The following is a 24,124-nucleotide window of genomic DNA, read 5'->3' as shown; positions in this document are numbered from 1 at the left end:
GAAATGCGGTCCGCCGGGCGGGCGGCCATGCCGACGGGCCCGGCTGCGAAAGTCAGCCCCCCGCCACGTTCCCGGGCGCAAGCTTCGCGGGCAGGGAGAAAAGATCGATGAACCTGCGGGCAAGGCCTGCGTCCCCCTGAACCGAGAGCCGCCCGCCCGCCTCCTCCACCGTGCGCTTGCCATAGAACACCGGCAGGAAGTCCGTGGCGGTTTCCGCACAGAAGCGCAGATCCGTCGCGCCGATTTCCTCACCGGTGGGCGCGATGTGCAGTTGCCCCCGCTCCAGCCGGCCAAGGAAGCATTGCCCCCCGACGTCGAAAGCCACGGCGATTTCGAGGTCGCCGATCCGCTCGGGCACGATCATCGTGCGCAAGGAGAGCATGAAGGCCACCGGCGTCAGCGGCAGGAACGGATCGTGCGATGGCGAGCGCACCGCCCAGCGCCCAAGTTCCTGCATGACCGCCTCCAGCCCCAATCCCCATTGGGTCAGGGCGTAGACCTGCACGGAGGCAGGCGGCGGAAGCACCGCACGGCGCACGATGCCCGAGGCTTCGAGGCTGCCCAGCCGTTCGGTCAACACCTTGGCGCTCAGGCCGGGCAGCGCGGCGCGCAGCCCGTTGAAGCGGCGCGGACCAAGCATCATTTCGCGCACGATCGGCAGGGTCCAGCGCTCTCCCACAAGCTCCATCGCGAAGGCCGCCCCGCAGGCGTCGCGGTACCAGCGCCCGTGAGATCCGGCATGAGCGCCCTGCCCTTCCGAACCATCGTCCGGGGCTTTCATCCTGCCTCCCGAACGCTTCGCCCGCCCCTTGGTTTCGTTTTTTAACTCCATGGTTGCTTTTTGTAACCTGAAAGATCAGGCTCCGGCAATAACGAATCGCGCCGAGCAGGCGCATCGACATCGGAGAGTGACGATGCCCTGGAACGAGTCCGCCTCGACCGTCATTACCGCCTATGCCGACGTTCCCCAGCCCGTCCGCGGTCAGGTCCGCGACTTGCGCATTCGCTGGGCGCTGGAGGAGATCGGGCGGGAATACCGGATCGACCTGCTCGACGTGTTCAGCCCGCGCCCGGACAGCTACCGCGAATGGCAGCCCTTCGGCCAGGTTCCCGCCTTCGACGACGGCAAACAGCGCCTTTTCGAAAGCGGCGCGATCCTGCTCTACCTCGGCGAACAGGACGAGCGGTTGCTTCCGGCAGACCCGGCCACGCGCTGGCAGGCGATCGCCTGGCTGTTCGCGGGGCTCAACAGCATTGAACCGTTCGTCGCCCAGATCGGCATGCTCGACATATTCCAGTCAGGAAAGGCATGGGCTTCAGAAGCCCGTCCAAGCGCGCTGAAGCTCGTGAAATCGCGCCTCTCCAGCACCGAGAAAGCGCTGGGAGAGCGGGAATGGCTGGCCGGCGCCTTCTCGCTCGCGGACATCGTCCTCGTCACGGTGCTGCGCATTCTCGACCACACGGACATCCTCGAAAGCTTCCCCGTGCTCGCCGCCTACAAGGCGCGCGGAGAAAGCCGTCCGGCGTCCGCCGGGCCCTTTCGGAACAACTCGAAAGCTGCGCCTCTCCCGCCACTTCCGGAGAATAGCCATGCCTTACATAGATGGTTTCGTGATTGCCGTCCCCCTTGCCAACAAGGACCGGTTCATCGCCCATGCACGGGAATTCGATGATTATTTCATCGAATACGGGGCAACGCGGGTGGTCGAATGCTGGGGTGACGATCTCCAGCACGGCAAGCAGACCGACTTCTTCCGCGCGGTGGATGCCAGGGACGACGAAACGGTCTGCTTCAGCTGGATCGAGTGGCCCGACAAGGCCACGCGGGACCGGCAGATGGGCCTGCTGATGGAACTCATGAAAAACGATCCGCGCTTCGATCCCGCCACCAACCCGCCGCCTTTCGACGGCGCGCGAATGATATATGGCGGGTTCGATTCCGTCGTCGAACTGCCTCAGGCCGAAACGGGAGAATGACGATGGCCAATCCAGTCGGAAGCTTCATCTGGTACGAACTGCTCACCAGAGACCTCGACGGGGCTGCGGCCTTCTACCGCGCGGTCGTGGGCTGGACCATCGCCGATCACGCCAGCCCGGAAGCGGGCGGCCTGGACTATCGTATGATCGTGCGGGACGATGGCGGCATGGCCGGCGGCGCCATGCAGATCACCGAGGATATGGCCGAAGGCGGAGCACGACCGATCTGGCTGCCCTACTTCCATGTCGAGGATGTCGACGCGGCGGTGGAGACGATCGCCTCGGAAGGCGGCAAGGTCCAGATGCCCGCCACCGACCTGCCCGTGGGCCGCATCGCCATGGTTGCCGACCCGCAGGGCGTGCCAATCTACCTTATGAACCCTGTCCCGCCCGCCGATCAGCCCGATGCAGCGAGCGACGTGTTCTCCGTCACCGAAAACCAGCGGGTTCGGTGGAACGAACTGGCCAGCCCCGACCAGGCCGCCTCCATGGCGTTCTACGGCAGGCACTTCGGATTCACCTTCGACGAGAAGATGTCGATGGGCGAGATGGGAGACTACTGCTTCATCGGCCACCACGGGCAAACGCTCGGCGCGATCATGCGGCGTCAGGAGGAAAGCCAGCCCTCGGTCTGGCTGTTCTACTTCGGCGTCCCTTCGATCGAGGCGGCGAAAGCGGCGATCGAGGCGAACGGCGGCACCGTGCTGATGGGCCCGCACGAGGTGCCCGGCGGCGAGTGGATCGTCGTCGCGATCGATCCGCAAGGCGCAGGCTTCGGCCTCGTCGGCCCTAAAGGTGACTAAGGCACGACCGGAACTGCAAGGCCATTGACGACAGCCCTGTGTTCCGCAATTGTTCCAACCTCGCACCACGCGACGGAGAAGGACCATGGCCGATTATACCTTCTATACCAACCCGATGTCGCGTGGGCAGATCGCCCGCTGGGCACTTCATGAGGCGGGCGCCGATTACCGGCAGGTCCTGATCGACTGGAAAGACAAGCCGGCCAGTTTCCTCGCGGTCAATCCGATGGGCAAGGTGCCCACGATCGTCCACCACGCCGATGGCGGCGACCGTGTCGTGACCGAAGCCGCCGCGATCTGCCTCTACCTCGCCGAGATGCATCCCGAAGCCGGACTGCTGCCCAATGACGGGGAAATGGCGGACTACTATCGCTGGACGTTCTTCGCGTCCGGCCCGGTCGAACAGGCGATCACCTCGCGCCACCTCAAGTGCGAGCCGACGCCCGAACAGGAGCCGATGGCCGGCTGGGGCAACTTCGAGCGGACGATGAATGCTCTCGAAAGCCATTTCGACCAGGCAGACTATGTGTGCGGCTCCCGCTTCACCATGGCCGACGTCTACGTCGGCAGCGCGGTGGACTGGGGGCTGACTTTCGGCACGATGCCGCCGCGCCGCGCCTTCGTCGCCTATGCCGAGCGTTTCCAGGCGCGCGAAGCCTACAAGGCAGCCAAAGCGGTGGACAACACGCTGATCGGGGAGATGAAGAAATGACCGCCACGGATCGCGCGAAGAACCGCGCCTGCCTCTGGTACGAAGGCGATGCCGAAGAGGCCGCGAACTTCTATGCCTCGATCTTTCCCGACACCCGGGTCACCGACGTGACTCGCTCCCCGGCGGACTATCCCGACGGCAAGGCGGGAGACGTCATCACGGTCGAATTCTCGGTCATGGGCATAGAATGCATCGGCCTCAACGGCGGCCCGGCGTTCAAGCATAGCGAAGCTTTCTCGTTCCAGGTGGAAACCGGGGACCAGGAAGAGACCGACCGCTACTGGAACGCCATCGTGGGTAATGGCGGCGCGGAAAGCATGTGCGGCTGGTGCAAGGACAAATGGGGACTTTCCTGGCAGATCACGCCCCGTGTGCTGGGACGGGCGCTGGGCAATCCCGACCGGGCGGCCGCCAAGCGGGCGATGGAAGCGATGATGACGATGCGCAAGATCGATGTCGCCGCGATCGAGGCCGCCCTTGCAGGAACCACCGCATGACGCCTGAGCCTGTTCTCGAACTCTTCGGCCATCCCTTTTCGTCCTACACGTGGAAGGCGCTGATCGCGCTTTACGCCCATGACGTGCCCTTCGTTCTGCAAGTGGTCGATGCCGAGCACCCGGAACATGCCGAAGTCGTGCAGATGGCAGGACCGCTGGGCAAGTTCCCGGTGCTGCGCGATGGCGAGAACCTGCTGTTCGAAGCCACCACAATCATCGAATACATAGATCGGCACCACGTCGCCCCGGGCACGCTCCTGCCCGAAGATCCGGACGCGGCAACGGCAATCCGCATGCTGGACCGGGTCTTCGACAACTACGTGATGAACGTCATGCAGATCGTGGTAAACGAGTACATCCGCGATCCGGAAAATCCCGACCTTCCCCGCTGTACCGAAGCGCGCGCGCAACTGGACCGGGTCTACGCCTGGCTGGAAGGCTGGCTTCAGTTCTATCCGCCGATGGAGCATGTCACCCTGATCGAATGCGCCGCGGCGCCCGCCCTGTTCTATGCGGATTGGGTCCACCCGATTCCCGAGGACAGGCCGCGCCTTCGTGCCTGGCGCGCGCATCTGCTCTCGCTGCCCGCCGTCGCCCGCTGCGTCGACGAGGCACGGCCGTTCCGCGCCTATTTCCCGCTCGGCGCACCTGATAGAGACTGAGGAGAACCCCGTGAGCGAGACTGGTAACGAACTGTCGATCACCCGCTACATCGATGCTCCCATCACGCAGGTATGGGACGTCATGGCCAACCGGCAGGAGGAATGGTGGTGCCCCCGTCCCTGGCGGGTCGAAGTCGAGGAGCAGGACCGCCGCCCCGGCGGAATCTGCCGGATGACGATGTACGGGCCTGACGGGGAAACCGCACCGCAGGACGGGATATACCTCGCATACGAGGAAGGCCGCCGCTTCGTTACCACCGATGCCGTCACGGGAGACTTCCAGCCATCCGGGCCGTTCATGATCGGTATCTGGGAACTGGAACCGGAAGGCAGCGGCACGCGCTATACCGCCCGCGCACGGCACTGGCGCGAGGAAGACCGCAAGATGCACGAGGACATGGGCTTCACGGACGGCTGGTCCGCCTGCGCCGAACAACTAGCCGAAATCTGCGAAAGGGAAAAGGCCTGAACCGAAGCGGGCGCCCGAACCGTCACCCCGCTCCGCCAGTAGGCCTACCCCCCCAGCGCCGCCGATTTACGCAGGAGCTGATAAGCCTCCACCACCCCCTGCAAACGCGCGGCGCGGCTATGGTCTCCGCCGTTGTGATCGGGGTGATACTGGCGCAGCAGCCGCGTGTAGCGCAGCCGCAGCGTCTTGCTGTCGATATCGCCATCGAGCCCCAGCACGCCGAGCGCGCGGCGCTCTTCCGGGTTGAAGCGGGCGTTCTCGGGCTTCATCTCGGACTGGCGCTGCCGCATGTGCGCCTTGGCCCGGCCGCTGATCGCTTCCAGCGGATCGGCAAAGTCGGCCCAGCGCGGCGTACCGTCCACGCCGGCATCCGGCCGGAACGCACGGCTCTGCGCTTCCCAGCCATGCAGCGGCGACTGCGCGCGGAAAATTTCCTCCGCGCTCATGCCGTCGAAATAGTCGTACCCCGAATTGAATTCGCGAACGTGATCGAGACAGAACCAGCGATAGTCGCCCGGCCCGTCAAAACCGGGCAAGCGCATGCCCGGCGCACGGAATTCGCCCGCCTCTTCACACCCCGGCCAGTTGCACGCGCGTCCACCGGATTCGACTCTGCCATGAAATCTAGAATGTCTCACCGGCTTCCAGATGGGATAACGAGCGCGTAAATGGAAGACATGACCGGACCGATCGCACAGGAAATGCGGCAGCTTCTCGAAGCCGCCTTCACCCCCACCCGCCTTGATGTCGTCAACGATTCCGCCAGCCACGCCGGTCACACCGGCGATGACGGCACCGGCGAATCGCACTTCACCATAGAAATCGAAAGTCCCGCTTTCGCAGGCGTTTCGCGCCTTCAGCGCCAGCGCCTCGTCAATGCGGCACTCGGCGACATTCCGGGAAACCGGGTCCACGCCGTCGCCATCAAGGCCAGCGCTCCCGGAGAATAGAGCGCGCCGTTGCAGCCTTGCGCCGGGGGCGATCCGAAGGCCGAACATAGCGCCGTCATCCCCGGTTGCCCTTTGCGCAATGGCAGCCTAAATGCGCGCACCATGCCGACAAGCCTGACATTCGCCGTGCCCAAGGGCCGAATCCTCGACGAAGCGCTGCCTCTGATGGCGCGTGCCGGCGTGGTGCCCGAGGCGGAATTCCACGACAAGAAGTCCCGCGCGCTCTCTTTTGCGTGCGAGAACAGCGAGATGCGCCTGATCCGCGTGCGCGCATTCGATGTGGCGACGTTCGTGGCGCATGGCGCGGCGCAAGTCGGCATCGTCGGCTCCGACGTGGTGGAAGAGTTCGCCTACCCGGACCTCTATGCTCCGGTGGACCTCGATATCGGGCACTGCCGGCTCTCGGTGGCCGAACGTGAAGGCGAAGTCGGCGGGGCGCTGCCGTCGCACTTGCGCGTCGCCAGCAAGTATCCGAACCTGACCCGCCGCCATTATGAGAAGCTGGGCGTACAGGCTGAAGTCGTGAAGCTGAACGGCGCGATGGAACTCGCCCCTTCGCTCGGCCTCTCCAGCCGCATCGTCGACCTGGTGTCCACCGGCCGCACGCTGAAGGAAAACGGTCTTGTCGAGACCAGCCGTATTCTCGACATTTCCGCGCGCCTGATCGTCAACCGTGCCGCGCTCAAGACCGACGACCGCGTGGCCGCGCTCGTCGAAGCCTTCCGTGCGCTGGTAGCCGAACAGAAGGCCGCCGCCTGATGCTGCGCCTTTCCAGCAAGGACGGGGACTTCGCGGAAGCCTTCCGGCGCGTCGTTTCCGACCGCCGGGAGAGCGCCGTCGATGTCGCCCGCGACGTGGCCGAAATCCTGGCGCAAGTGCGCGAACGCGGTGACGCGGCGCTGGCCGACTATACCGCGCGCTTCGACGGACACGACCTCGACCGGAGCGGCTGGCGCATCGATGCGGAAACCTGCCGCGCCGCATTCGAAGCTCTGGCCCCGGAACTGCGCGCGCGCTCGAACTCGCCGCAACCCGCATCCGCGCCTATCACGCCGCCCAGCTGCCGGAAAACCGCGACTATACCGACGAAGCCGGCGTCCGCCTCGGCGCGGTCTGGCGCGCGGTCGATGCCGCCGGGCTTTACGTGCCGGGCGGCCGCGCGGCCTACCCCTCCTCGATGCTGATGAACGCGATCCCCGCCAAGGTCGCAGGCGTGGAGCGTCTCGTCGTCGTCACGCCTACGCCCAAGGGCGAAGTCAACGCGCTCGTCCTTGCCGCCGCGCACCTTGCCGGCGTGGACGAAGTGTGGCGCGTGGGCGGTGCCCATGCCGTCGGCGCGCTGGCCTACGGCACAGAGCGGATCGCCGCGGTCGACGTTGTCACCGGCCCCGGCAATGCCTGGGTGGCCGAGGCCAAGCGCCAGCTCTACGGCGTCGTCGGCATCGACATGGTCGCCGGACCGAGCGAAATCCTCGTCATCGCCGACGCGAAGAACGAACCCCGCCGGATTGCCGCCGACCTGCTGAGCCAGGCCGAGCACGACCCGACCTCGCAGTCGATCCTCATCACCGACGATGCGGCTTATGCCGACGCTGTTGCCGAAGCGGTGGAACTGGAGCTGTCCACCCTCGCCACCGAAGCAACCGCTCGCCAGTCGTGGAACGACTACGGCGTGATCGTCATTGTCGAGAGCCTCGACGAGGCCCCGGCCCTTGCCGATGCGCTCGCTGCCGAGCACGTCGAGATCGCCACTGACGATCCGGAGAGCCTGTTCCGCAAGATCCGCCATGCCGGATCGGTGTTCCTTGGCCGCATGACCCCCGAAGCGGTGGGCGACTATGTCGCCGGCCCCAACCACGTGCTGCCCACCGGGCGTCGCGCGCGGTTCGCCTCGGGCCTGTCGGTCCTCGATTTCATGAAGCGCACCAGCTTCATCCAGCTCGACCAGGCGGCGCTGGAGGCCATCGGCCCCGCCGCCGTTGCCCTTGCCGACGCCGAAGGGCTTCCCGCGCACGCGCGCTCCATTTCCGTGAGACTTTCCCAATGAGCAATTCCAAGCAAGCCGGCTCGAAGCAAGCCAGGGCCGCAGCCCGCCTCGCCGCCGTCCAGGCGCTGTACCAGTTCGACATGGAGGGCACCCTGCTGCCCACCCTGCTTGACGAATTCCACCGCCACCGTCTCGGCATGACGATCGACGAAGAGGAATACGCCAAGGCCGAAGTCGCCTTCTTCGACGACGTGGTGAAGGGTGTGATCTCTCGCCGTGACGAGATCGATGAACTGCTCTCGGGCAAGCTCGCCGAAGGCTGGGCGCTGCCCCGCCTCGACAAGACCATGCTGCAGATTCTGCGCGCGGGAACCTACGAGCTTCTCGCCCGCGCCGACGTGCCGACCGGCGCTGCCATCAGCGAGTATCTCGACGTGGCTCACGCCTTCTTCGATGCGCGCGAAGCCAAGTTCGTGAACGGCGTGCTCGACGCCGTCGCCAAGGTCGTCCGCTGATCCTGGATGCCGCGTTTCCGCGCAGCATGAGCGTTCACTCGTGATCTCGACAATGGGCCCGCCACGGCCCATTGTCTCCGGCGTGACCCGTGAATTCGCCTTTATAGACGCCCTGCGCGCGATTGCCGTGGACCCGGCTGCGCGCGGCCTTGCCGACGATGCCGCCGTTCTGGAAATCGGCGACGAGCGGCTGGTGCTGACCATGGATACCCTGGTCGAATCCGTCCACTTCCTGCCCGGCGACCCGCCCGAGGACGTGGCCTGGAAACTCGTCGCGTGAACGCTTCGGACCTTGCCGCAAAAGGCGCGGCCCCGCTCGGCTGCCTCAAGTCGCACGCGCTTGGCGAAGACGACTGGGACCGTGCCTTCCTTGCGGGACTGGAGCGTGCCTGCCGCCATTTCGCGATGCCGCTCCTGGGGGGCGATACCGTGCGAATGCCGGCTGGTTCCGCACGCAGCTTCTCGCTGACCGCGCTCGGCCTGGGGCCGACCGAATGCCTCGTGCCCTCCCGCAGCGGCGCGCAGGCGGGCGATCTCGTGTGGGTGAGCGGCACGCTCGGCGATTCCGGGCTGGGTCTCGACCTGCTGTCCTCGGGCCGCGATGTGCAGGGCACCGATGCCGCATGGCTTGCCGATCGCTACCGCCGCCCCATGCCGGAGCCGGCGCTGGGAGTGGCGCTTGCCCCCCTGGTGACGGCGATGATGGACGTCTCGGACGGACTGCTTGTCGATGCGCGCCGGATGGCAGTGGCCAGCGCGGTCGCCATCACCCTCTCCGCGGACGAGGTTCCGCTTTCCCCCGCGCTCGTCTCCACGGCCGGTGACGGGCTCGACCAGCGCATCGCCGCGATGACGGCGGGGGACGACTATGTCCTGCTGTTCACCGCCCCTGCCGTGAACAGCGCCTACATACGCGCCGCCGCCGCCTCGGCAGGCTCGCACGTACATCTGATCGGGACGGTGGACGAAGGGGAAGGCGTTGCGCTGGAATGGAACGGCGCGCCCACGCCATTGCCGGAGCGACTGGGCTACCAGCATTGAAGCGGGCCGAACCTGTTGCAGGCCGAACCTGATCCAGGATGGCGCAATTCCGTAAATTCCGCCGCCATCAACGCGCTTGCCACTAATCCCGCTTCCCTATAGCCATAGTCGGATCGAGCGGGAAAACCCGTCGTTACATCGTTGGGAAAAGGGGGCGTTTTGTGAATCCAGTCACGATCGCAATTGTCCTGGGGCTTCTGGCCATTCTCTATGGCTTCGTCACCAGCCGCCAAGTGCTCGGCTCGCCAGCCGGCAACGAAAAGATGCAGGAAATCGCAGCCGCCATTCAGGAAGGCGCCCAAGCCTACCTGAAGCGCCAGTATTCGACGATCGCGGTAGTCGGCCTCGTCGTCGCCATCATTATCACCGTTACGCTCGGTACGGTTTCCGCCATCGGCTTCGTCGTCGGCGCGATCCTGTCCGGCGTCGCCGGCTTCATCGGCATGAACATATCGGTCCGCTCGAACGTGCGCACCGCCGCCGCCGCGCAGACCGGCCTGCAACAAGGGCTCACGCTGGCCTTCCGCGCGGGCGCATCACCGGCATGCTGGTGGCTGGCCTCGCCTTGCTGGCGATCGCGGTGTTCTACTGGTACCTGACCGGGCCCGGCGGACATACGGTTGGCGGCGAAGACCGCACCGTGGTCCAGGGCCTCACCGCCCTCGCCTTCGGCGCTTCGCTGATCTCGATCTTCGCGCGTCTCGGCGGCGGCATCTTCACCAAGGCGGCCGACGTCGGCGCCGACCTCGTCGGCAAGGTCGAGGCCGGCATTCCCGAGGATGACCCCCGCAACCCCGCCGTCATCGCCGACAATGTGGGAGACAACGTAGGCGACTGTGCCGGCATGGCCGCAGACCTGTTCGAGACTTACGTCGTCACCGTCGGCGCCACCATGGTGCTGACCGCCCTGCTCATGAAGGGTATAGACAACTTCTCCGGCCTCATGGCGCTGCCGCTGCTGATCGGCGGCGTCTGCATCGTCACCTCGATCATCGGCACCTATTTCGTCCGGCTCGGTTCCTCGCAGAACATCATGGGCGCTATGTACAAGGGCTTCCTGGTCACGGCGGTACTCTCGGTCCCGGCCATCTGGTGGGCGATCGGATATGCTCTGGGAGACATCAACGCCCTCATCGGCGAAACCGATTTCTCCGGCCGCACGTTGTTCTACTGTTCGCTGGTGGGGCTGGTCATCACCGGGCTCATCATCTGGATCACGGAATACTACACCGGCACCGGTTACCGCCCGGTGCGCTCCATCGCCAAGGCCTCGGAAACCGGCCACGGCACCAACGTGATCCAGGGCCTCGCCATCAGTCTTGAGGCGACTGCGCTGCCGACGCTGGTGATCGTCACCGGCATCATCGTCGCCTACCAGCTCGCTGGCCTCATCGGCATCGCCTATGCCGCTACCGCCATGCTGGCGCTTGCGGGAATGGTCGTCGCACTGGATGCATATGGCCCGGTCACCGACAATGCCGGCGGCATTGCCGAAATGGCGGGCCTCGACGACGCCGTGCGCGAGAAGACCGACGCACTCGACGCGGTGGGCAACACCACCAAGGCCGTCACCAAGGGCTATGCCATCGGCTCGGCCGGCCTTGCCGCGCTGGTGCTTTTTGCCGCCTATACCAATGATCTGCGGGAGTTCTTCCCGGACCTCAACGTCGATTTCAGCCTGGAAAATCCCTACGTCATCGTAGGGCTGCTGCTCGGCGCGCTCCTGCCCTACCTGTTCGGGGCCATGGGCATGACCGCGGTGGGCCGCGCGGCGGGCGACGTGGTGGTGGACGTGCGCGAACAGTTCAAGGCCAACCCCGGCATCATGACCTACGAATCCAAGCCCGACTATGCACGGACCGTGGACCTCGTGACAAAGGCGGCCATCAAGGAAATGATCGTGCCTTCACTGCTGCCGGTACTGGCGCCGATCGTGGTCTACTTCGTGATCTCCGCGGTCGCGGGCACGGAAAACGGCTTCGCGGCACTGGGCGCCCTGCTTCTGGGCGTCATCGTCGGCGGGCTGTTCGTCGCGCTCTCGATGACCTCGGGCGGCGGCGCCTGGGACAATGCCAAGAAGTACATCGAGGACGGCCACCACGGCGGCAAGGGTTCCGAAGCCCACAAGGCCGCGGTGACGGGCGATACGGTCGGCGATCCCTACAAGGATACGGCCGGTCCTGCGGTCAATCCGATGATCAAGATCACGAATATCGTCGCCCTGCTGCTGCTGGCCGCACTGGCGGGAGGCTGAACCGGAACGCTGAACGATGGCCCCGCGCGGAGCGATCCGCCGGGATCGTTTTCCCCGGGGCATCGTTAGCAATTCCTTGATGCCGCCACGCTAGGACGGATCAGCAGCGATCCATTCAGGCTGATGCATTCGACCATGTTTCACCGGCAGGCCACTTCGGTTCGGAAGGACACCGCTTTGGCGGCTCCTGCCCCCATGCCGCCGGAAAGCACGCTGTCCTGCCTGCCCTGGCGCGCGCTGGAAGACCAGATCGCGGCGTGGGACCGGCTGGCACTGCGCGCCAGCGAACCTAACCCCTTCTTCGAGAGCTGGTACCTCCTGCCCTCGCTTCGTCACCTTCCCGACACAGGTAAGGTCATGGTCCTGCTGTTCGAGCAGGCAGGCGAACTTGCCGGCCTCCTGCCCGTGGTAAGCGCGCCGCGCTATTACCGGTGGCCCGTGCCCAATCTCGCAAGCTGGCTTCATGAAAACTGCTTCTGCGGCGTCCCGCTCATCGCGCGCGGTGCCGAGCGGGACTTCTGGCGCGCGGTGCTGGACTGGGCGGACGACCGTGCGGGACAGGCACTGTTCCTGCATCTACGCGCCATGCCCGTGGATGGACCGATCCATGCCGCCCTTTCCGCGACAATCTCCGGGGAGGCGCGCCAGACCGAAATCGTCCTGCGCGAAGACCGTGCCCTGCTCGCTTCGGACCTTTCGGCCGATGCCTATCTGGAAGCCTCGCTCTCCTCCAAGAAGCGCAAGGAGCTGCGCCGCCAAGCGGCCCGTCTCGCCGAACAGGGCGCCGTGGCGGCCGAGCGCGCTCCGACGCGGACGGACTGCCCGAATGGTGCGAGAGGTTCCTCGCGCTCGAAGCCTCGGGCTGGAAAGGCAAAGCAGGTTCCGCCCTGGCCAATCATGCGGGTACGGCAGCCCTGTTTCGCGAAAGCCTGAAAGGCGCGGCGGCACGCGGCCGCCTCGAACGCCTCTCGCTCACCTTGGGCGGTCGCCCCATCGCCATGCTCGCCAGCTTCCTGACCCCGCCGGGCGCATACTCCTTCAAGACCGCTTTCGACGAGCGCTACTCCCGCTTTTCGCCCGGCGTCCTGCTCCAGCGCGAGAACCTCGACATCCTTGAACGCGGCGATATCGAGTGGAGCGACAGTTGCGCCGCTGCCGATCATCCGATGATCGACCACCTCTGGCGCGAACGGCGCACGATGGCGCGGCTTTCCATCGCCATCGGCGGACCGCTGCGCCGCCGCCTGTTTCGCAGCTTCGTCCGCGCCGAACTCGTACGCAATCCGGCGGGAGGGGGGCGATGAACGTGGTCTCGCGGATCCCTTCCTCGCCAGTTTTCTCCGAAAGCACCCGCGAACGTTTTGCGGCGAACTACCCGGAAACGGCGCACAAGCTGACTCATGCGCTCGGCGACCACCCTCTCATGGCGCTCGAAGCGCTGGCCTGCCTTGCGGAATCGCTTCCGCCTGCTTCGGTCGAGTACAATTTCGGCAATCAGCCGCTCGGCGTCGATGGCAAACCTGCCGCCACCGGCATTCCCATCGGCCGCACCATCCGCGAGATCGAGACCACCAACTCCTGGGCCGTCATCAAGAACATCGAGCAGGTGCCAGCCTACGCCCAGCTGCTCGAAGACCTGTTGGGCGAACTGCGCCCTGTGATCGAGTCGAGGACCGGCCGGATGATGAAGCTCCAGGCCTTCGCCTTCATCACTTCGGCGGGCGGCGTCACGCCCTACCACTTCGACCCCGAGCACAATATCTTGCTGCAGGTACGCGGCACCAAGGTCATGACCCAGTTCCCCGCAGGCGATCCCCGCTTTGCGCCGGACGAAGTGCACGAAACCTATCACACCGGCGGCGGCCGCGAACTCAAATGGCATGACGAACTGCTCTGCGGCGGCACGGAATTCGCGCTTTCACCGGGCGATGCGGTCTACGTGCCGGTCATGGCGCCGCATTTCGTGCGCAACGGCAGCGCTCCGTCCGTTTCGCTGTCGATTACCTGGCGCTCGGAATGGAGTTTCGCCGAGGCGGACGCGCGGGCTTTCAACGGATGGCTGCGCGGATTGGGGCTGTCACCGCACCGGACGAAGCGCTGGCCTGCGCGCAATCGGGTCAAGGCCTTCACCTGGCGCGTGCTTCGCAGGTTTAAGAAATAGGGGGAAGGCAGGGGAGCATAGCCCCCCTGCCCCTTTTTACCTGGCCTTCTTGACCCAGGCCGCGACCTCGGCCCGCTGGCGCGGCCGGTTGGCCAGCCGCTCCTTCAGCCCGGTCAGCGCCTGCACCACGGGCTTCGCCTCATCGGCCGGAAGCGTGGCGGCATAGGCCTCGATCTTGCCGACCATCTCCGGGTTCGTGGTGGACCCGACAATGCGCGCGAAGAAGCGGGCGCGGCCGGAATGTTCGATCAGCCCGTCAACCACCGCCTGATGTTCGCGGACGAAATCGAAGGTCATCTCGGGATGTGCGCGGCCGACCGTGGTGATGATCTGCGAGGCGCTTGTGGCATCCGGCGTGCCGGAAATGGCGAGCGCAAGGGCGTCCCTGGCGATGGCCTCATCCGGCGCCATGCCGAGGTCGGTGTAGTAGAGCTGGCGTTCGACGAAGCTTGTGGCCCGGGCCGCCTGCTGGCGCAGCAGGTCCCAGTCGGCGCGGGTCGCGTTGCTCGCGGCGACGCCGAGCCAGGTTCCCTTGAGCGGACCGTCCAGCGACTTGGGATCGGCGGCAAGGCCCTGAAGACGGCGGCGCGCCTCGGCCACGACGCGCTTGTCGCCGATCGAGCCGAGGCTGTCGATCAGTTGCGCACGCAGCTTGGTATCGGTCAGCGGCTCGTTCGCGACCGGATCGAAGCCCAGCTGGTCGAGACGCGGCGCCCAGGTCTTCGAGATGCGCGCGGCGAGCTTGTCCTTCACCCTGGCATCGTCAAGCAAGCCGTAGACACTCTCCCACTGGCCGACGACCTTGCCCGCCAGCGTCGCATCGGCGGTTCCAGGCACCGAGGCCAGCAGACGCAGGCCCGCCGACATGTCCTGATAACCGGCCAGCGACAGCGAGAGATTGTCGCGCAGCAACCCGTACTGATCGATTGGCGCAAGCGAGCCGAACGAGGAGACCAGCGCATCGAGCGCCTTGCCGTTGTAGAGTGTGCGGTAATAGCCGAGCTGGCCCGCGTTAACGAGCACGGCATCGCAGCTGTCAACGGTCAGGCTCTCGGTCCGGCCGCTCATCAGGTGGCGCATCGGCTCGCCGTTACCGGCGCGGATCAGTAGCGGCATCGGCCAGGTCGGCTTCTCGCCGCCGTTTGTCGAGGAGGCACGCGCCGAAGGATCGAGCGAGAAGGCATCCTGCGTCAGGTCGAGACGGGTCTTGCCGTTAGCGCAAGCCGAGACGTTCACGCGCAGCAGCGGCACGCCGGGCGTGTGGGTGAATGCCTCGGCGATGAGGTCAACGTCCTTGCCGCCTGCCGATTCCATGGCCCCCCAGAGGTCGCGGCTGCTGGTGTTCGAATAGGCGTGATTGCGCATGTAGGTCTGCATGCCCGCACGCCAGGTATCGGCGCCGACATAGTCTTCCAGCATCGAGATGACCGCCTGACCCTTCTGGTAGGTGATCGAATCGAAGGCCTGTTCCATCTCGGAAACGGTGCGGACCTTCTGCACAACCGGGTGCGTGGTCGGCAGCGCGTCGAGCGCCATGGCGCCTTCGCGGCCGTCGATGCCGTTCAGCTTCCAGTTCCACTCGGGATTGAAGTGGTCGGTGACCTTGTCGGCCATCCAGCTCGCGAAGCCTTCGTTCAGCCAGATGTCGTCCCACCACGCCATCGTCACGAGATCGCCGAACCACTGGTGCGCGGTTTCGTGCGCCTGCACGCTGTAGATGCTCTGCTTGCCGGCGGGGCTGGTCACGGCGGGGTCGAGCAGAAGGATGCGCTCGAAAGTCATGATCGCGCCCCAGTTCTCCATCGCGCCGAAGAACTGCGACGAGCCGGGCGCTGCAATGTTGTCGAGCTTGGGCAGCGGGAACTTCACGCCGAAGTAATCGTCGAACCACGGCAGGATCTGGGCGAGCCCGTCACGGGCATAGTCCGCCTTCGCGCCGCTGCCGGTGGGCGAGACGATGCCCACTTCCACGCCGTCCGCCGCCTTCATAGCGCTGCGCTCGAAGTCGCCCATGCCGAAGAACAGCAGGTAGGAGCTCATCTTCGGCGTCGTCGCGAACGTCACGCGCTTGAGTCCTCCGGAGAGTGCTTCCTGGCCCTTCACCGGCATGTTGCTGATCGCCATGCGATCTGCGGGGACGACCGCGGAAAGGTCGAACGTTGCCTTGTAGCTGGGTTCGTCGAAGCTGGGCACGAACCGTCGGGCTTCAGGCGCCTCGAACTGGGTGAAGATGCCGCGCACGTCCTTGCCGGTGCGCTTGTCGGGATAGTCGAGCGCGAAGAGGCCGGAAGGCTGGGTGCCGATCTTGCCCGCATATGTCACGTCGAGGCGGTAATTGCCCGGCGCGATGGCCTTGCCCGCAGCGAAGCGCAGGGTCTGAGCCTTGTCGTCGGCACTGGTCTGGAGCGCGATCTGCATGCCGTTCTCGGCGACCAGCTTCGCGGCGGAGACGGTGAGGCCGTTTCCGTGCAGGGTCAGCGCATCGCTGGCGGTGAAGACGGTGAGATCGATCGAGACCGTGCCGGTGAACGTCAGCTTCTCGGCATCGGGAGTGACCTCGATGCGGTAGTGGCTGGGCCGGGCGCTGCGCGGCAGGTCGCTTGGCACGGTGTCGGCCAGCGGCACTGGCGCGCCCGAAGCGGCGGGCGGTACGGCTGCGGCGAAAGCGTGCGTGGAAACGGCGAAAGCAATCACGGCGCCGGCCGTGACAAGGTTACGCAGGGAAGAACGCATGAGAGGCTGAAGCTCCGGGAAATCGGCTTTGATGCTGATGCGCAGGTCCACCCCGCGCGCAAGCGAATGCGCGCGTCCTAGCGCGAAGTGTCGCGTAGCGGCCATGTCGTTCGTCGATGGGAGTCGGCCGTTCGTATGGAAGCGGTCAGCCGTTCGGATGGTAGAAATCGTAGATCGTCTGCGCGACCGCCGCACTGACGCCGGGTGCGCGCTGGAGATCGGCAAGGCTGGCGGCACGCACTTTTCCGGCCGTGCCGAAGTGGAGCAGCAAGGCGCGCTTGCGGGCCGGGCCGATGCCGGGAATCTCGTCAAGCGGGCTGGCGGTGATCGCCCGGCTGCGCTTCGCCCGGTGCGCCCCGATGACGAAGCGGTGCACTTCGTCGCGCAGACGCTGGAGATGGAACAGCAGCGGCGAATTGACCGGCAGCATCTTCTCGCGCCCGTCGGGGAAATGGAACACCTCGCGCCCCTCACGCCCGTGGTTCGGCCCCTTGGCGATGGCGATGAGGTTCACGTCCTCGATGCCGAGTTCTTCCAGCGCGTCCTTCACCGCGCTCATCTGGCCTTTGCCGCCGTCGATCAGCACGAGGTCCGGCCAGGTGCCGCTCTCACGCTCGGGGTCTTCTTCCTGCACGCGGCCGAAGCGACGGGTCATGACCTCGCGCATCATCGCGAAATCGTCGTTCGACTGCGCCTCGCGGATATTGAACTTGCGGTACTGGCTGGTGAGGAAGCCCTCCGGCCCCGCCACCACCATCGCGCCGACAGCCTTGCTGCCCTGAATGTGCGAGTTGTCGTAGACTTCCACGCGCTGCGGCAGGTCCGGCAGTTCGAGGAATTCCGCCATCTCGCGCCAGATCTTCGCCTGGGAACCGCGCTCGGCCATCCGGCGGTCAAGCGCTTCCACGGCATTGCGCATCGCCTGTTCGATCAGGCGCCGCCGATTTCCGCGCTGGGGCACCGAAATCTCGACCTTGCCGCCCGCCAGTTCTCGGAACGCCTCGGCCATGAGTTCGGCCTCGGGCAATTCCCGGTCGACCAGGATCGTGCGCGAAGGCGGCACTTCCTCGTAGAACTGGGCAAGGAAGCTCTGGAACACCTCCTCTTCCGACAGCCCTTCGGTATGGGTCGGGAAGAAGGCGCGGTGGCCCCAGTTCTGGCCGCCGCGAATGAAGAAGGCCTGCACGCCGACTTGCCCGTTCTTGCAGGCCATCGCGAAGATATCGGCGCTGTCCATGCCCTCGGCATTGATCGCCTGGCTGCCCTGGATGAAGGTCGCCGCGCGCAGACGGTCGCGCAGCATCGCCGCGCGTTCGAAGTCCAGCGATTCCGCAGCTTCGGCCATCTGGCTCTCGATCTTCTTCTGCACCGCACTCGATTTGCCGCCAAGGAAGTCCTTGGCCTCCTTCACGAGTTCGCCGTAGCCCGCCTCGTCGATACGCCCCACGCAGGGGGCCGAGCAGCGCTTGATCTGGTAGAGCAGGCAGGGCCGGTCGCGCCGCGAGAAGAAGCTGTCGGTGCAGGAGCGCAGCAGGAACAGCTTCTGAAGCGCGTTGATCGTGGTGTTGACCGAACCGGCGCTGGCGAAGGGGCCGTAGTAATTGCCCTTCATCTTGCGCGCGCCCCGGTGCTTCATGATGCGCGGAAAGTCGTGATCGGCGCGCAGCAGGATGAAGGGGAACGACTTGTCGTCCCGCAGCAGCACGTTGTAGGCCGGGCGAAAGCGCTTGATCAGTTGCGCTTCGAGCAGCAGCGCCTCCGCCTCGGAATTGGTGGTGACGATGGTCATCGAACGCGTCTGGCTGACCATGCGCTGGAGCCGTCCGGGAAGGCGCTCCCACTGGGTATAGTTGGCCACCCGGTTCCTCAGCACCCGCGCCTTGCCCACGTAGAGCACGTCGCCGCGGGCATCCTGCATGCGGTAGACGCCGGGCTTGGCCGGGAGGGTCCGCACCGTCTCGCGGATGACCTCCACGCCGGCTTGCAGATCGGGCTGGTCCGAACCGCGCAGCGTGTCGCGCGCCCGCTCCTCGTTGAAGCGTTCGGTGCCATTGGGGTGTTCGGGAGTACCGGCAGGTGTTCGCGCCATGAGCGCCAGATAGAGATTGAAGCGCTGAAGGGGAAGCGGTCTCCTCCCCTCTTCCCGGATCAGGTCCGGGAAGGGGGGACGATCAGAACATCTTGCGAAAATCTATGCCAAGCACCCGGCCCTGCGGCTCGCGGTAGGCAGCCTGATAGGCGATAGGCACCAGGCCGTTCTGATCGGTGACCTTCTGCCGCGAATCGAGCAGGTTGTCCGCCGTCAGCGAAAGCCGCGCGCCCTTGAGGAAGGGCATCTTCGCCACAAGGGCCTCGTTCCTGCCGAGATCGGCGAACAGGCGCAGGTTCACGTCGAAAGTGCTGCCGAACCGCAAGTCGGAACTGGTCGGCGCGCCGCTGCCGTTGACATGCGTGGGCGCTTCCCATTCGGCCTTGAGGCGCAGGCCGTAGCCGTTCCTGAACAGACCGCCCTCGGCCTCGATCGCATGGCGCGGAACGCCGCCGGCCGTCAGCGCCTCGCCATTGAGCTGGTCGAGCGTCTCCACCCCGTCCGCAATCGTCACGCGGTCCGTGAAGCGCCAGGTATGATAGACGGAGATGTTCCAGCGACCGCCCTTCCCGCCGGGGCCTCCGGGCCCCATCATCGGCGGCCCGCCACGACCGCCCGGCGCCCCGCCGGGACGCGTACCGCCGCCGGAAGGAGGTCCGCCCGGACCGCCCGGACCGCCCTGCCCGTTCTGGCTACCGAGATTGCCCGAGAGATTCAGCCCCCAGCGGATACGCGAACTGGTTTCCTCGTCGAACGTCACCGCGCGCCGGTCGACATAGGTCAGGTTGCCTGCCTCGTCGCGCTGGACACGGCCCGGGAACGCCACCTCCACGGCCGGCGTGAGCATCGGGAAAGCTTCGCTGACGTTCGAGGAGCGATTGTGGAAATACTCGACGAGCAGGTTCGAGCGCTCCATGAAGGGCAGCTCCCACGTCGCCGACATCTTGATGTCGCGCTGCTTTTCCTTGACGAGATCCTGGTTACCGCCGGTCAGCACCGTCACCAGCGCGGTGGTGTTCCGCGTGAAATCGTAGACCGAGACATTGTAGGTGAGCACGTTCGGGGCGCCGAGCAATGCCAGCGTCGGCGCGGCCTCGTCGACGAGGTAGCTCGCCTGGAAGGTCAGCTTGCCGGTCGGCGACCAGGTGAGACCGGCGCTCCAGTCAGTGAGAGTGCCGAAGTCGGAAAGATGGTCGAGCCCGGCGCTGACATTCAGCGCAAGATCGCCGATCCCGCCCAGAAAATCGCCCTGGCTGGTGAGCGGAATCGCCAGGTTGACGCCTGCCGAAACGTCCCCGCGCGTGAGCTTGCTGCCGGCGCCGTTGATCGCCGTCGTCTCGCTCCGGACCTGGCTGAAGTCATACCCGCCCTTGAAGGTGAGGTTCGCATCCCCCGCCGGCATGCTGAAGGGCGTGCCGGAAAGCGTCGCGAGAGAGGACAGCCCGGTCGTGCGACTGCGCGCGACATCCACACCGGCGCCCGGCACGAAGGGCAAGGCACCTGCCACGTCGAGACTGCCGGCCTCTGCCGCATCCTGCAATCCGGTCAGGTCCCGGCGCCGGTCGGTGCGGGTCTCGGCATCCGTATAGCTGCCGTCGCCGGTGATGTTGAACATCCACTGGCCGATCATGGCATTGTAGCCGAGCCCCGCCTCGAAAAATGTCCGTCACCACCCGCGACGTCAGCGGATCGGGCAAGGCCCTGATCTCGCTGCTGCCGGAAGGCGACGTCAGCGTGACGGTATCCAGACCCGACAGCGAGGTGGTGACCGAGTGCGTGAATGTGCCGTTGGCCGTGATCGACCCGGCAAGCCCCTGTTCGCCAAGGCTCTGGGTCATCGTGCCGTTCGCCACGAATTCGCTGTCTGCCGCCGCGAGGCTGCGGTAACGCGCCGGATCGGGATCGCCCGCCACGGTGGGCCGCGACGAATCCTCCTGCCGCACGTTCCGCTCGCTCTCGGTGAGCATCGAGGTATCGGTGTACTTGGCGTTGAAGTTGTACCGGCGCGGGCCGGCGATCTTCACGATGCCGCTTTCCAGTTCGTAATTGTCATAGCCGCCGCGCGTCGGGCGATTGTATTCGCCGGCAACGGTCGTGGCGGAGAACTGGTCCTTGAGGATCATGTTCACGACGCGCTGGTTGGCCGGATAGCCGAAGCGCAGCGCCACTTCCTCGGGCAGGACTTCCATCTTGCGAATGGCTTCGGGCGGGATGTTGCGCATCTCGCGGAAACTGGTGATGCGCTGGCCGTTGACGAGGATCACCGGCGTACCCGAACCGCGTCCACGCCCGCTGCCGGTCTGCGGCGAGATCGCGGCGATCAGGTCGCCGATCGAATCCGCCCCGTAAGCGGCGATGTCGTTCTCGTCGAAAGTGGCGATGGGCTGGTTGGGAACGTCGAGTTGCCCACGGATGCGCGGCGCGACGACGACGATGTCCCCGGTGCTGACCTCCAGCGGGTCTTCGTCCTTGTCTTCATCCTGAACCGCAGGCGCATCCTGTGCCGCCACGGGCACCGCCGCGCCGCTGCCAGCCAGCCCGGCTTCCAGTCCGGCGGCCGCACTCACGGTCACCGGATTGGAAATCGTCTGCCCCATGGCAAGGGCCGGCAGGCATACGCCCGCAGCCAAAGGGATGAGATGCACGCACCGCAAGTCTACTCTCCGCCAAGAAATGAATTCCCCCGTCCCCACGGCGCTGATGCCGCGAGTGCGAAATGGCTTCAAGGCGCTGCGGGGTAACATTTTGTCGCAAGAACACCGGCATTCGTCGCAATGGGAGTTTGCAGGCGTGCCGCAGGCGAGGCTTCCATTTTTGGCGCGTCGTGGGTATGCCGCGCGCGATGTTGCAGCAAGCTTACGGGTAATGATCGCCAATGGCGAAAGAAGAACTCCTCGAAATGCGCGGCCGGGTCGTAGAACTCCTGCCTAATGCGATGTTCCGCGTGGAGCTGGAAAACGGCCACGAAGTCCTTGGCCACACCGCCGGAAAAATGCGCAAGAACCGCATCCGCGTGCTGGTCGGTGACGAAGTTCTCGTCGAGCTCACCCCTTACGACCTTACCAAGGGTCGCATCACCTACCGTTTCATGCCAGGTCGCGGTGGCCCCGGTCAGTACTGAAACCGTGTCCCCGCCGGGTGACCCCATCGCTTCGCAGGACGCTTGCCCCGCCCCGCGAGACCTTCGACTCATTCTTGCCTCGGCCAGCCCGCGCCGCCGCGAATTGATCGGCCGGCTCGGCATCGTGCCTCACGCCGTCATGGCCGCCGATATCGACGAGACCGCCCACGCGCGGGAGATTCCCCGCGAGTATGCCCGCCGCATGGCGCGTGAAAAGGCCCTCGCGGTGAACGCCGGAGACGCCCACGTCCTTGCCGGAGACACCGTGGTTGCCTGCGGCCGCCGCATCCTGCCCAAGGCCGAGGACGAAACAACCGCGCGCGCCTGTCTGGCGCTGCTGTCCGGCCGCCGCCACCGCGTGCTCTCCGCAATCGCGCTGAAGTCTCCCGAAGGCTTGCTGCGCGAACGGCTGTCCGAAACGATCGTGCACTTCAAGTCGCTCACCGCCGAAGAGATAGACAGCTACATCGCCGGCGGTGAATGGGACGGCAAGGCGGGCGGCTATGCCATCCAGGGCAGTGCAGAGGGTCTCATCACCTCGATCTCCGGCAGCCATTCCGGCGTGGTCGGCCTCCCCCTCTACGAGACCCGCGCCCTCCTCAGGGCGGCGGGCTTCGCCCTTGCCTGAGATTTCCGCAGAAATGCCCGATGCCTGAGTGGCTGGTCGAGGACGGGATCGGCGAAAGCCGCGCGATCCTCGTTGATGGCGGCGAAGTGCTCTCGGCCCGCTTGCAGTGGTACGGAAGCCTCGTCGCCGGGGAAGTGGCGGACGCCGTGCTCATCGCCCGCGCGAAAGGGGCGACGCGCGGAACCCTGCGCTTCCCGTCGGGCGAGGAAGCGCTGGTAGATGGACTGCCCGCCCAGGCCAGCGAAGGTGCCCCGGTGCGCGCGATCGTCACCCGTGCCACCATGGCCGAATCCGGCCGCCTCAAACGGGCCCAGGCGAAAATCACCGATCTCGCGCCCCGCCCTGCCCCCACGCTCGCCGATTCGCTTCGCGGAACCGGCTTTCCCGTGCGCAAGCTCAGGCAGTTCCCGGATGACCCCTGGCCCGAACTGGCGGGCGAGGCGCTCGACGGCGAACTGACTTTCGATGGCGGGGCGATTCTCGTGATCCCGACCCCGGCGATGACGCTGATCGACATCGACGGCGCCCTTGCCCCCCGCGCGCTCGCGCTGGCGGCAGTCCCCGCAATCGCCCGCGCCGTGAGCCAGTTCGACCTGGGCGGATCGATCGGCATCGATTTCCCGTCGCTGGAGCGCAAGGACGACCGCCGCGCGTGGACGCGGCGCTGGCGCAGGCGCTGGACCATTGGCCGCACCAGTCCACGGCGATGAACGGCTTCGGTTTCGTCCAGCTTGTCGCACGGCTGGAACGCCCCTCGATTCTCCACCGGCTGCGCCACGATCGCGCAGGCGCCTGCGCAAGGCTCCTGCTGCGGCAGGCGGAGCGCGTGCAGGAACCGGGCACGCTGCTGCTCACCGCCCACCCCCGCGTGCGTGCGCAAGTCCCAGCGAAATGGGAAGCCGAGCTTGCCCGACGCACCGGGCGCACCCTGCGCTGGCATGAGGATACCGGCCTTGCGCTGACGGGCGGATTCGCGCAGGCGGTCTCGTCATGACCCTGAGCAATCGCAAATGCCCGATCTGCGGCAAGCCGCGCGTGGCTGAACACACCCCCTTCTGTTCGAAGCGCTGCCGCGACCGCGACCTTCTCCAGTGGCTGGAGGACGGTTACGCCCTGCCCGGACCGGCCGCCCCGCAAAACTATCCACAGGACGATTGAAATCATCTCGTCATTTTAGGGTTGCCAAGCAGATCGCGCTTCGCCATAGGCCCGCCACCGACAACGAGACGGTCGCTTCGGCGGCCACTCTAGCAGAGATGCCCGGGTAGCTCAGTTGGTAGAGCACATGACTGAAAATCATGGTGTCGGCGGTTCGATCCCGTCCCCGGGCACCACTCTTCGAAAGAAGGGTGGTGCCTTTTTCTTTGCCCCGCTCCCTTGCGAATCCCTCCGGAAAGACGTGCCTGGATAAGTGGGAGGATAACGCCTTGCTGCGTTACCTTGTGAACACGCCGGGCAGTATCTCTGCGAAAAAACCGCCCGAAGCCGCGAAAAATCCGCAAAAACGGGGTTTTTCAGCAGGGTC

23 protein-coding genes, 1 tRNA gene and 3 pseudogenes are annotated in these 24,124 nt (G+C 65.8%); 22 read left to right on the top strand and 5 right to left on the bottom strand.

Annotated elements, in window-relative coordinates:
* Positions 1 to 52: 52 nt before the first annotated feature.
* Positions 53 to 781 (bottom strand): helix-turn-helix domain-containing protein, encoded by a 729-nt coding sequence (locus ADT71_RS25790; protein WP_054441528.1) that lies wholly within the window; start codon positions 779 to 781, stop codon positions 53 to 55.
* A 133-nt stretch (positions 782 to 914) separates the two neighbouring features.
* Here ADT71_RS25790 and ADT71_RS25785 point away from each other — a divergent pair, with 133 nt between their 5' ends.
* From ADT71_RS25785 to ADT71_RS25755, 7 genes are all read left to right on the top strand, one after another.
* Complete coding sequence (locus tag ADT71_RS25785) at positions 915 to 1,673, top strand: glutathione S-transferase family protein (protein ID WP_054441525.1); 759 nt, start codon at positions 915 to 917, stop codon at positions 1,671 to 1,673.
* Complete coding sequence (locus tag ADT71_RS25780; RefSeq protein ID WP_054441523.1) at positions 1,591 to 1,977, top strand: DUF1428 domain-containing protein; 387 nt, start codon at positions 1,591 to 1,593, stop codon at positions 1,975 to 1,977. The genes ADT71_RS25785 and ADT71_RS25780 overlap by 83 nt, the downstream gene beginning before the upstream one ends.
* Before the next feature lie 2 nt (positions 1,978 to 1,979).
* Positions 1,980 to 2,780 (top strand): VOC family protein, encoded by an 801-nt coding sequence (locus ADT71_RS25775; RefSeq protein WP_054441730.1) that lies wholly within the window; start codon positions 1,980 to 1,982, stop codon positions 2,778 to 2,780.
* A gap of 85 nt (positions 2,781 to 2,865) precedes the next feature.
* Complete coding sequence (locus ADT71_RS25770) at positions 2,866 to 3,492, top strand: glutathione S-transferase family protein (RefSeq protein ID WP_054441521.1); 627 nt, start codon at positions 2,866 to 2,868, stop codon at positions 3,490 to 3,492.
* On the top strand, positions 3,489 to 3,989 hold the full coding sequence (locus ADT71_RS25765; RefSeq protein WP_054441518.1) for a VOC family protein: 501 nt from the start codon (positions 3,489 to 3,491) through the stop codon (positions 3,987 to 3,989). The genes ADT71_RS25770 and ADT71_RS25765 overlap by 4 nt, the downstream gene beginning before the upstream one ends.
* Complete coding sequence (locus ADT71_RS25760) at positions 3,986 to 4,651, top strand: glutathione S-transferase family protein (protein ID WP_054441516.1); 666 nt, start codon at positions 3,986 to 3,988, stop codon at positions 4,649 to 4,651. Before ADT71_RS25765 ends, ADT71_RS25760 begins: the two co-directional genes overlap by 4 nt.
* Positions 4,652 to 4,661: 10 nt before the next feature.
* A complete protein-coding gene (locus ADT71_RS25755) occupies positions 4,662 to 5,120 on the top strand; it encodes an SRPBCC family protein (RefSeq protein ID WP_054441513.1) in 459 nt (152 codons plus the stop codon).
* A gap of 44 nt (positions 5,121 to 5,164) precedes the next feature.
* Here ADT71_RS25755 and ADT71_RS25750 read toward each other — a convergent pair whose 3' ends face one another.
* Complete coding sequence (locus ADT71_RS25750) at positions 5,165 to 5,758, bottom strand: DnaJ domain-containing protein (RefSeq protein WP_082370557.1); 594 nt, start codon at positions 5,756 to 5,758, stop codon at positions 5,165 to 5,167.
* Between the two features lie 39 nt (positions 5,759 to 5,797).
* Here ADT71_RS25750 and ADT71_RS25745 point away from each other — a divergent pair, with 39 nt between their 5' ends.
* The 9 genes and pseudogenes from ADT71_RS25745 (at position 5,798) to ADT71_RS25710 (ending at position 14,028) form a co-directional block, all read left to right on the top strand.
* Positions 5,798 to 6,070, top strand: a complete 273-nt coding sequence (locus ADT71_RS25745; protein ID WP_185998801.1) for a BolA family transcriptional regulator — start codon at positions 5,798 to 5,800, stop codon at positions 6,068 to 6,070.
* 102 nt (positions 6,071 to 6,172) lie between these two features.
* Positions 6,173 to 6,829, top strand: a complete 657-nt coding sequence (gene hisG / locus ADT71_RS25740; RefSeq protein WP_054441505.1) for an ATP phosphoribosyltransferase — start codon at positions 6,173 to 6,175, stop codon at positions 6,827 to 6,829.
* A pseudogene (gene hisD, locus ADT71_RS25735) lies at positions 6,829 to 8,117 on the top strand (histidinol dehydrogenase). The gene hisG and the pseudogene hisD overlap by 1 nt, the downstream one beginning before the upstream one ends.
* Positions 8,114 to 8,572 (top strand): transcription antitermination factor NusB, encoded by a 459-nt coding sequence (gene nusB, locus ADT71_RS25730; RefSeq protein WP_054441504.1) that lies wholly within the window; start codon positions 8,114 to 8,116, stop codon positions 8,570 to 8,572. The pseudogene hisD and the gene nusB overlap by 4 nt, the downstream one beginning before the upstream one ends.
* Before the next feature lie 82 nt (positions 8,573 to 8,654).
* Positions 8,655 to 9,613 (top strand): annotated as a pseudogene (gene thiL / locus ADT71_RS25725) (thiamine-phosphate kinase).
* A gap of 161 nt (positions 9,614 to 9,774) precedes the next feature.
* Positions 9,775 to 11,867, top strand: a pseudogene (locus ADT71_RS25720) (sodium-translocating pyrophosphatase).
* 177 nt (positions 11,868 to 12,044) lie between these two features.
* Positions 12,045 to 12,800 (top strand): GNAT family N-acetyltransferase, encoded by a 756-nt coding sequence (locus tag ADT71_RS34515; protein WP_231636199.1) that lies wholly within the window; start codon positions 12,045 to 12,047, stop codon positions 12,798 to 12,800.
* Positions 12,686 to 13,171: a GNAT family N-acetyltransferase gene (locus tag ADT71_RS34510; protein ID WP_231636210.1), complete on the top strand. Its 486-nt coding sequence runs from the start codon at positions 12,686 to 12,688 to the stop codon at positions 13,169 to 13,171. The genes ADT71_RS34515 and ADT71_RS34510 overlap by 115 nt, the downstream gene beginning before the upstream one ends.
* The gene (locus tag ADT71_RS25710) at positions 13,168 to 14,028 is read left to right on the top strand and encodes a JmjC domain-containing protein (protein ID WP_054441502.1); all 861 of its coding nucleotides are present in this window, start codon (positions 13,168 to 13,170) and stop codon (positions 14,026 to 14,028) included. The genes ADT71_RS34510 and ADT71_RS25710 overlap by 4 nt, the downstream gene beginning before the upstream one ends.
* A 36-nt stretch (positions 14,029 to 14,064) precedes the next feature.
* Here the strand turns inward: ADT71_RS25710 and ADT71_RS25705 are convergent, their stop codons facing one another.
* The 3 genes from ADT71_RS25705 to ADT71_RS30785 all read right to left on the bottom strand — a co-directional run bounded on the left by ADT71_RS25705 (position 14,065) and on the right by ADT71_RS30785 (position 20,480).
* Positions 14,065 to 16,866, bottom strand: a complete 2,802-nt coding sequence (locus ADT71_RS25705) for a M1 family metallopeptidase (RefSeq protein ID WP_231636198.1) — start codon at positions 16,864 to 16,866, stop codon at positions 14,065 to 14,067.
* Positions 16,867 to 16,906: 40 nt separating this feature from the next.
* Positions 16,907 to 18,850 (bottom strand): excinuclease ABC subunit UvrC, encoded by a 1,944-nt coding sequence (gene uvrC / locus ADT71_RS25700; RefSeq protein ID WP_054441501.1) that lies wholly within the window; start codon positions 18,848 to 18,850, stop codon positions 16,907 to 16,909.
* An 82-nt stretch (positions 18,851 to 18,932) separates the two neighbouring features.
* On the bottom strand, positions 18,933 to 20,480 hold the full coding sequence (locus tag ADT71_RS30785; protein ID WP_156336825.1) for a hypothetical protein: 1,548 nt from the start codon (positions 20,478 to 20,480) through the stop codon (positions 18,933 to 18,935).
* Positions 20,481 to 21,725: 1,245 nt separating this feature from the next.
* On the opposite strand from ADT71_RS30785, the gene infA reads away from it, so the two are divergent.
* The 6 genes from infA (at position 21,726) to ADT71_RS25670 (ending at position 23,933) form a co-directional block, all read left to right on the top strand.
* Positions 21,726 to 21,971 carry a translation initiation factor IF-1 gene (infA, locus tag ADT71_RS25685; RefSeq protein WP_054441495.1) on the top strand — a complete coding sequence of 82 codons (246 nt, stop codon included), beginning with the start codon at positions 21,726 to 21,728 and terminating at the stop codon, positions 21,969 to 21,971.
* A gap of 4 nt (positions 21,972 to 21,975) precedes the next feature.
* Positions 21,976 to 22,599: a nucleoside triphosphate pyrophosphatase gene (locus ADT71_RS25680; protein ID WP_231636197.1), complete on the top strand. Its 624-nt coding sequence runs from the start codon at positions 21,976 to 21,978 to the stop codon at positions 22,597 to 22,599.
* A 20-nt stretch (positions 22,600 to 22,619) separates the two neighbouring features.
* On the top strand, positions 22,620 to 23,309 hold the full coding sequence (locus ADT71_RS25675; protein WP_369818340.1) for a hypothetical protein: 690 nt from the start codon (positions 22,620 to 22,622) through the stop codon (positions 23,307 to 23,309).
* Complete coding sequence (locus ADT71_RS36030) at positions 23,252 to 23,593, top strand: hypothetical protein (protein WP_369818339.1); 342 nt, start codon at positions 23,252 to 23,254, stop codon at positions 23,591 to 23,593. Before ADT71_RS25675 ends, ADT71_RS36030 begins: the two co-directional genes overlap by 58 nt.
* Positions 23,590 to 23,757: a DNA gyrase inhibitor YacG gene (locus ADT71_RS30780; protein WP_082370555.1), complete on the top strand. Its 168-nt coding sequence runs from the start codon at positions 23,590 to 23,592 to the stop codon at positions 23,755 to 23,757. Before ADT71_RS36030 ends, ADT71_RS30780 begins: the two co-directional genes overlap by 4 nt.
* A gap of 100 nt (positions 23,758 to 23,857) precedes the next feature.
* Positions 23,858 to 23,933, top strand: a tRNA-Phe gene (locus ADT71_RS25670).
* The last annotated feature ends 191 nt before the right edge of the window (positions 23,934 to 24,124 follow it).

Source organism: Novosphingobium sp. ST904 (assembly GCF_001298105.1).
In the GTDB taxonomy this organism is placed as follows: domain Bacteria; phylum Pseudomonadota; class Alphaproteobacteria; order Sphingomonadales; family Sphingomonadaceae; genus Novosphingobium.
Note: the sequence above shows the minus strand (reverse complement) of the source record. Positions and strands in the feature narration are given on the sequence as shown.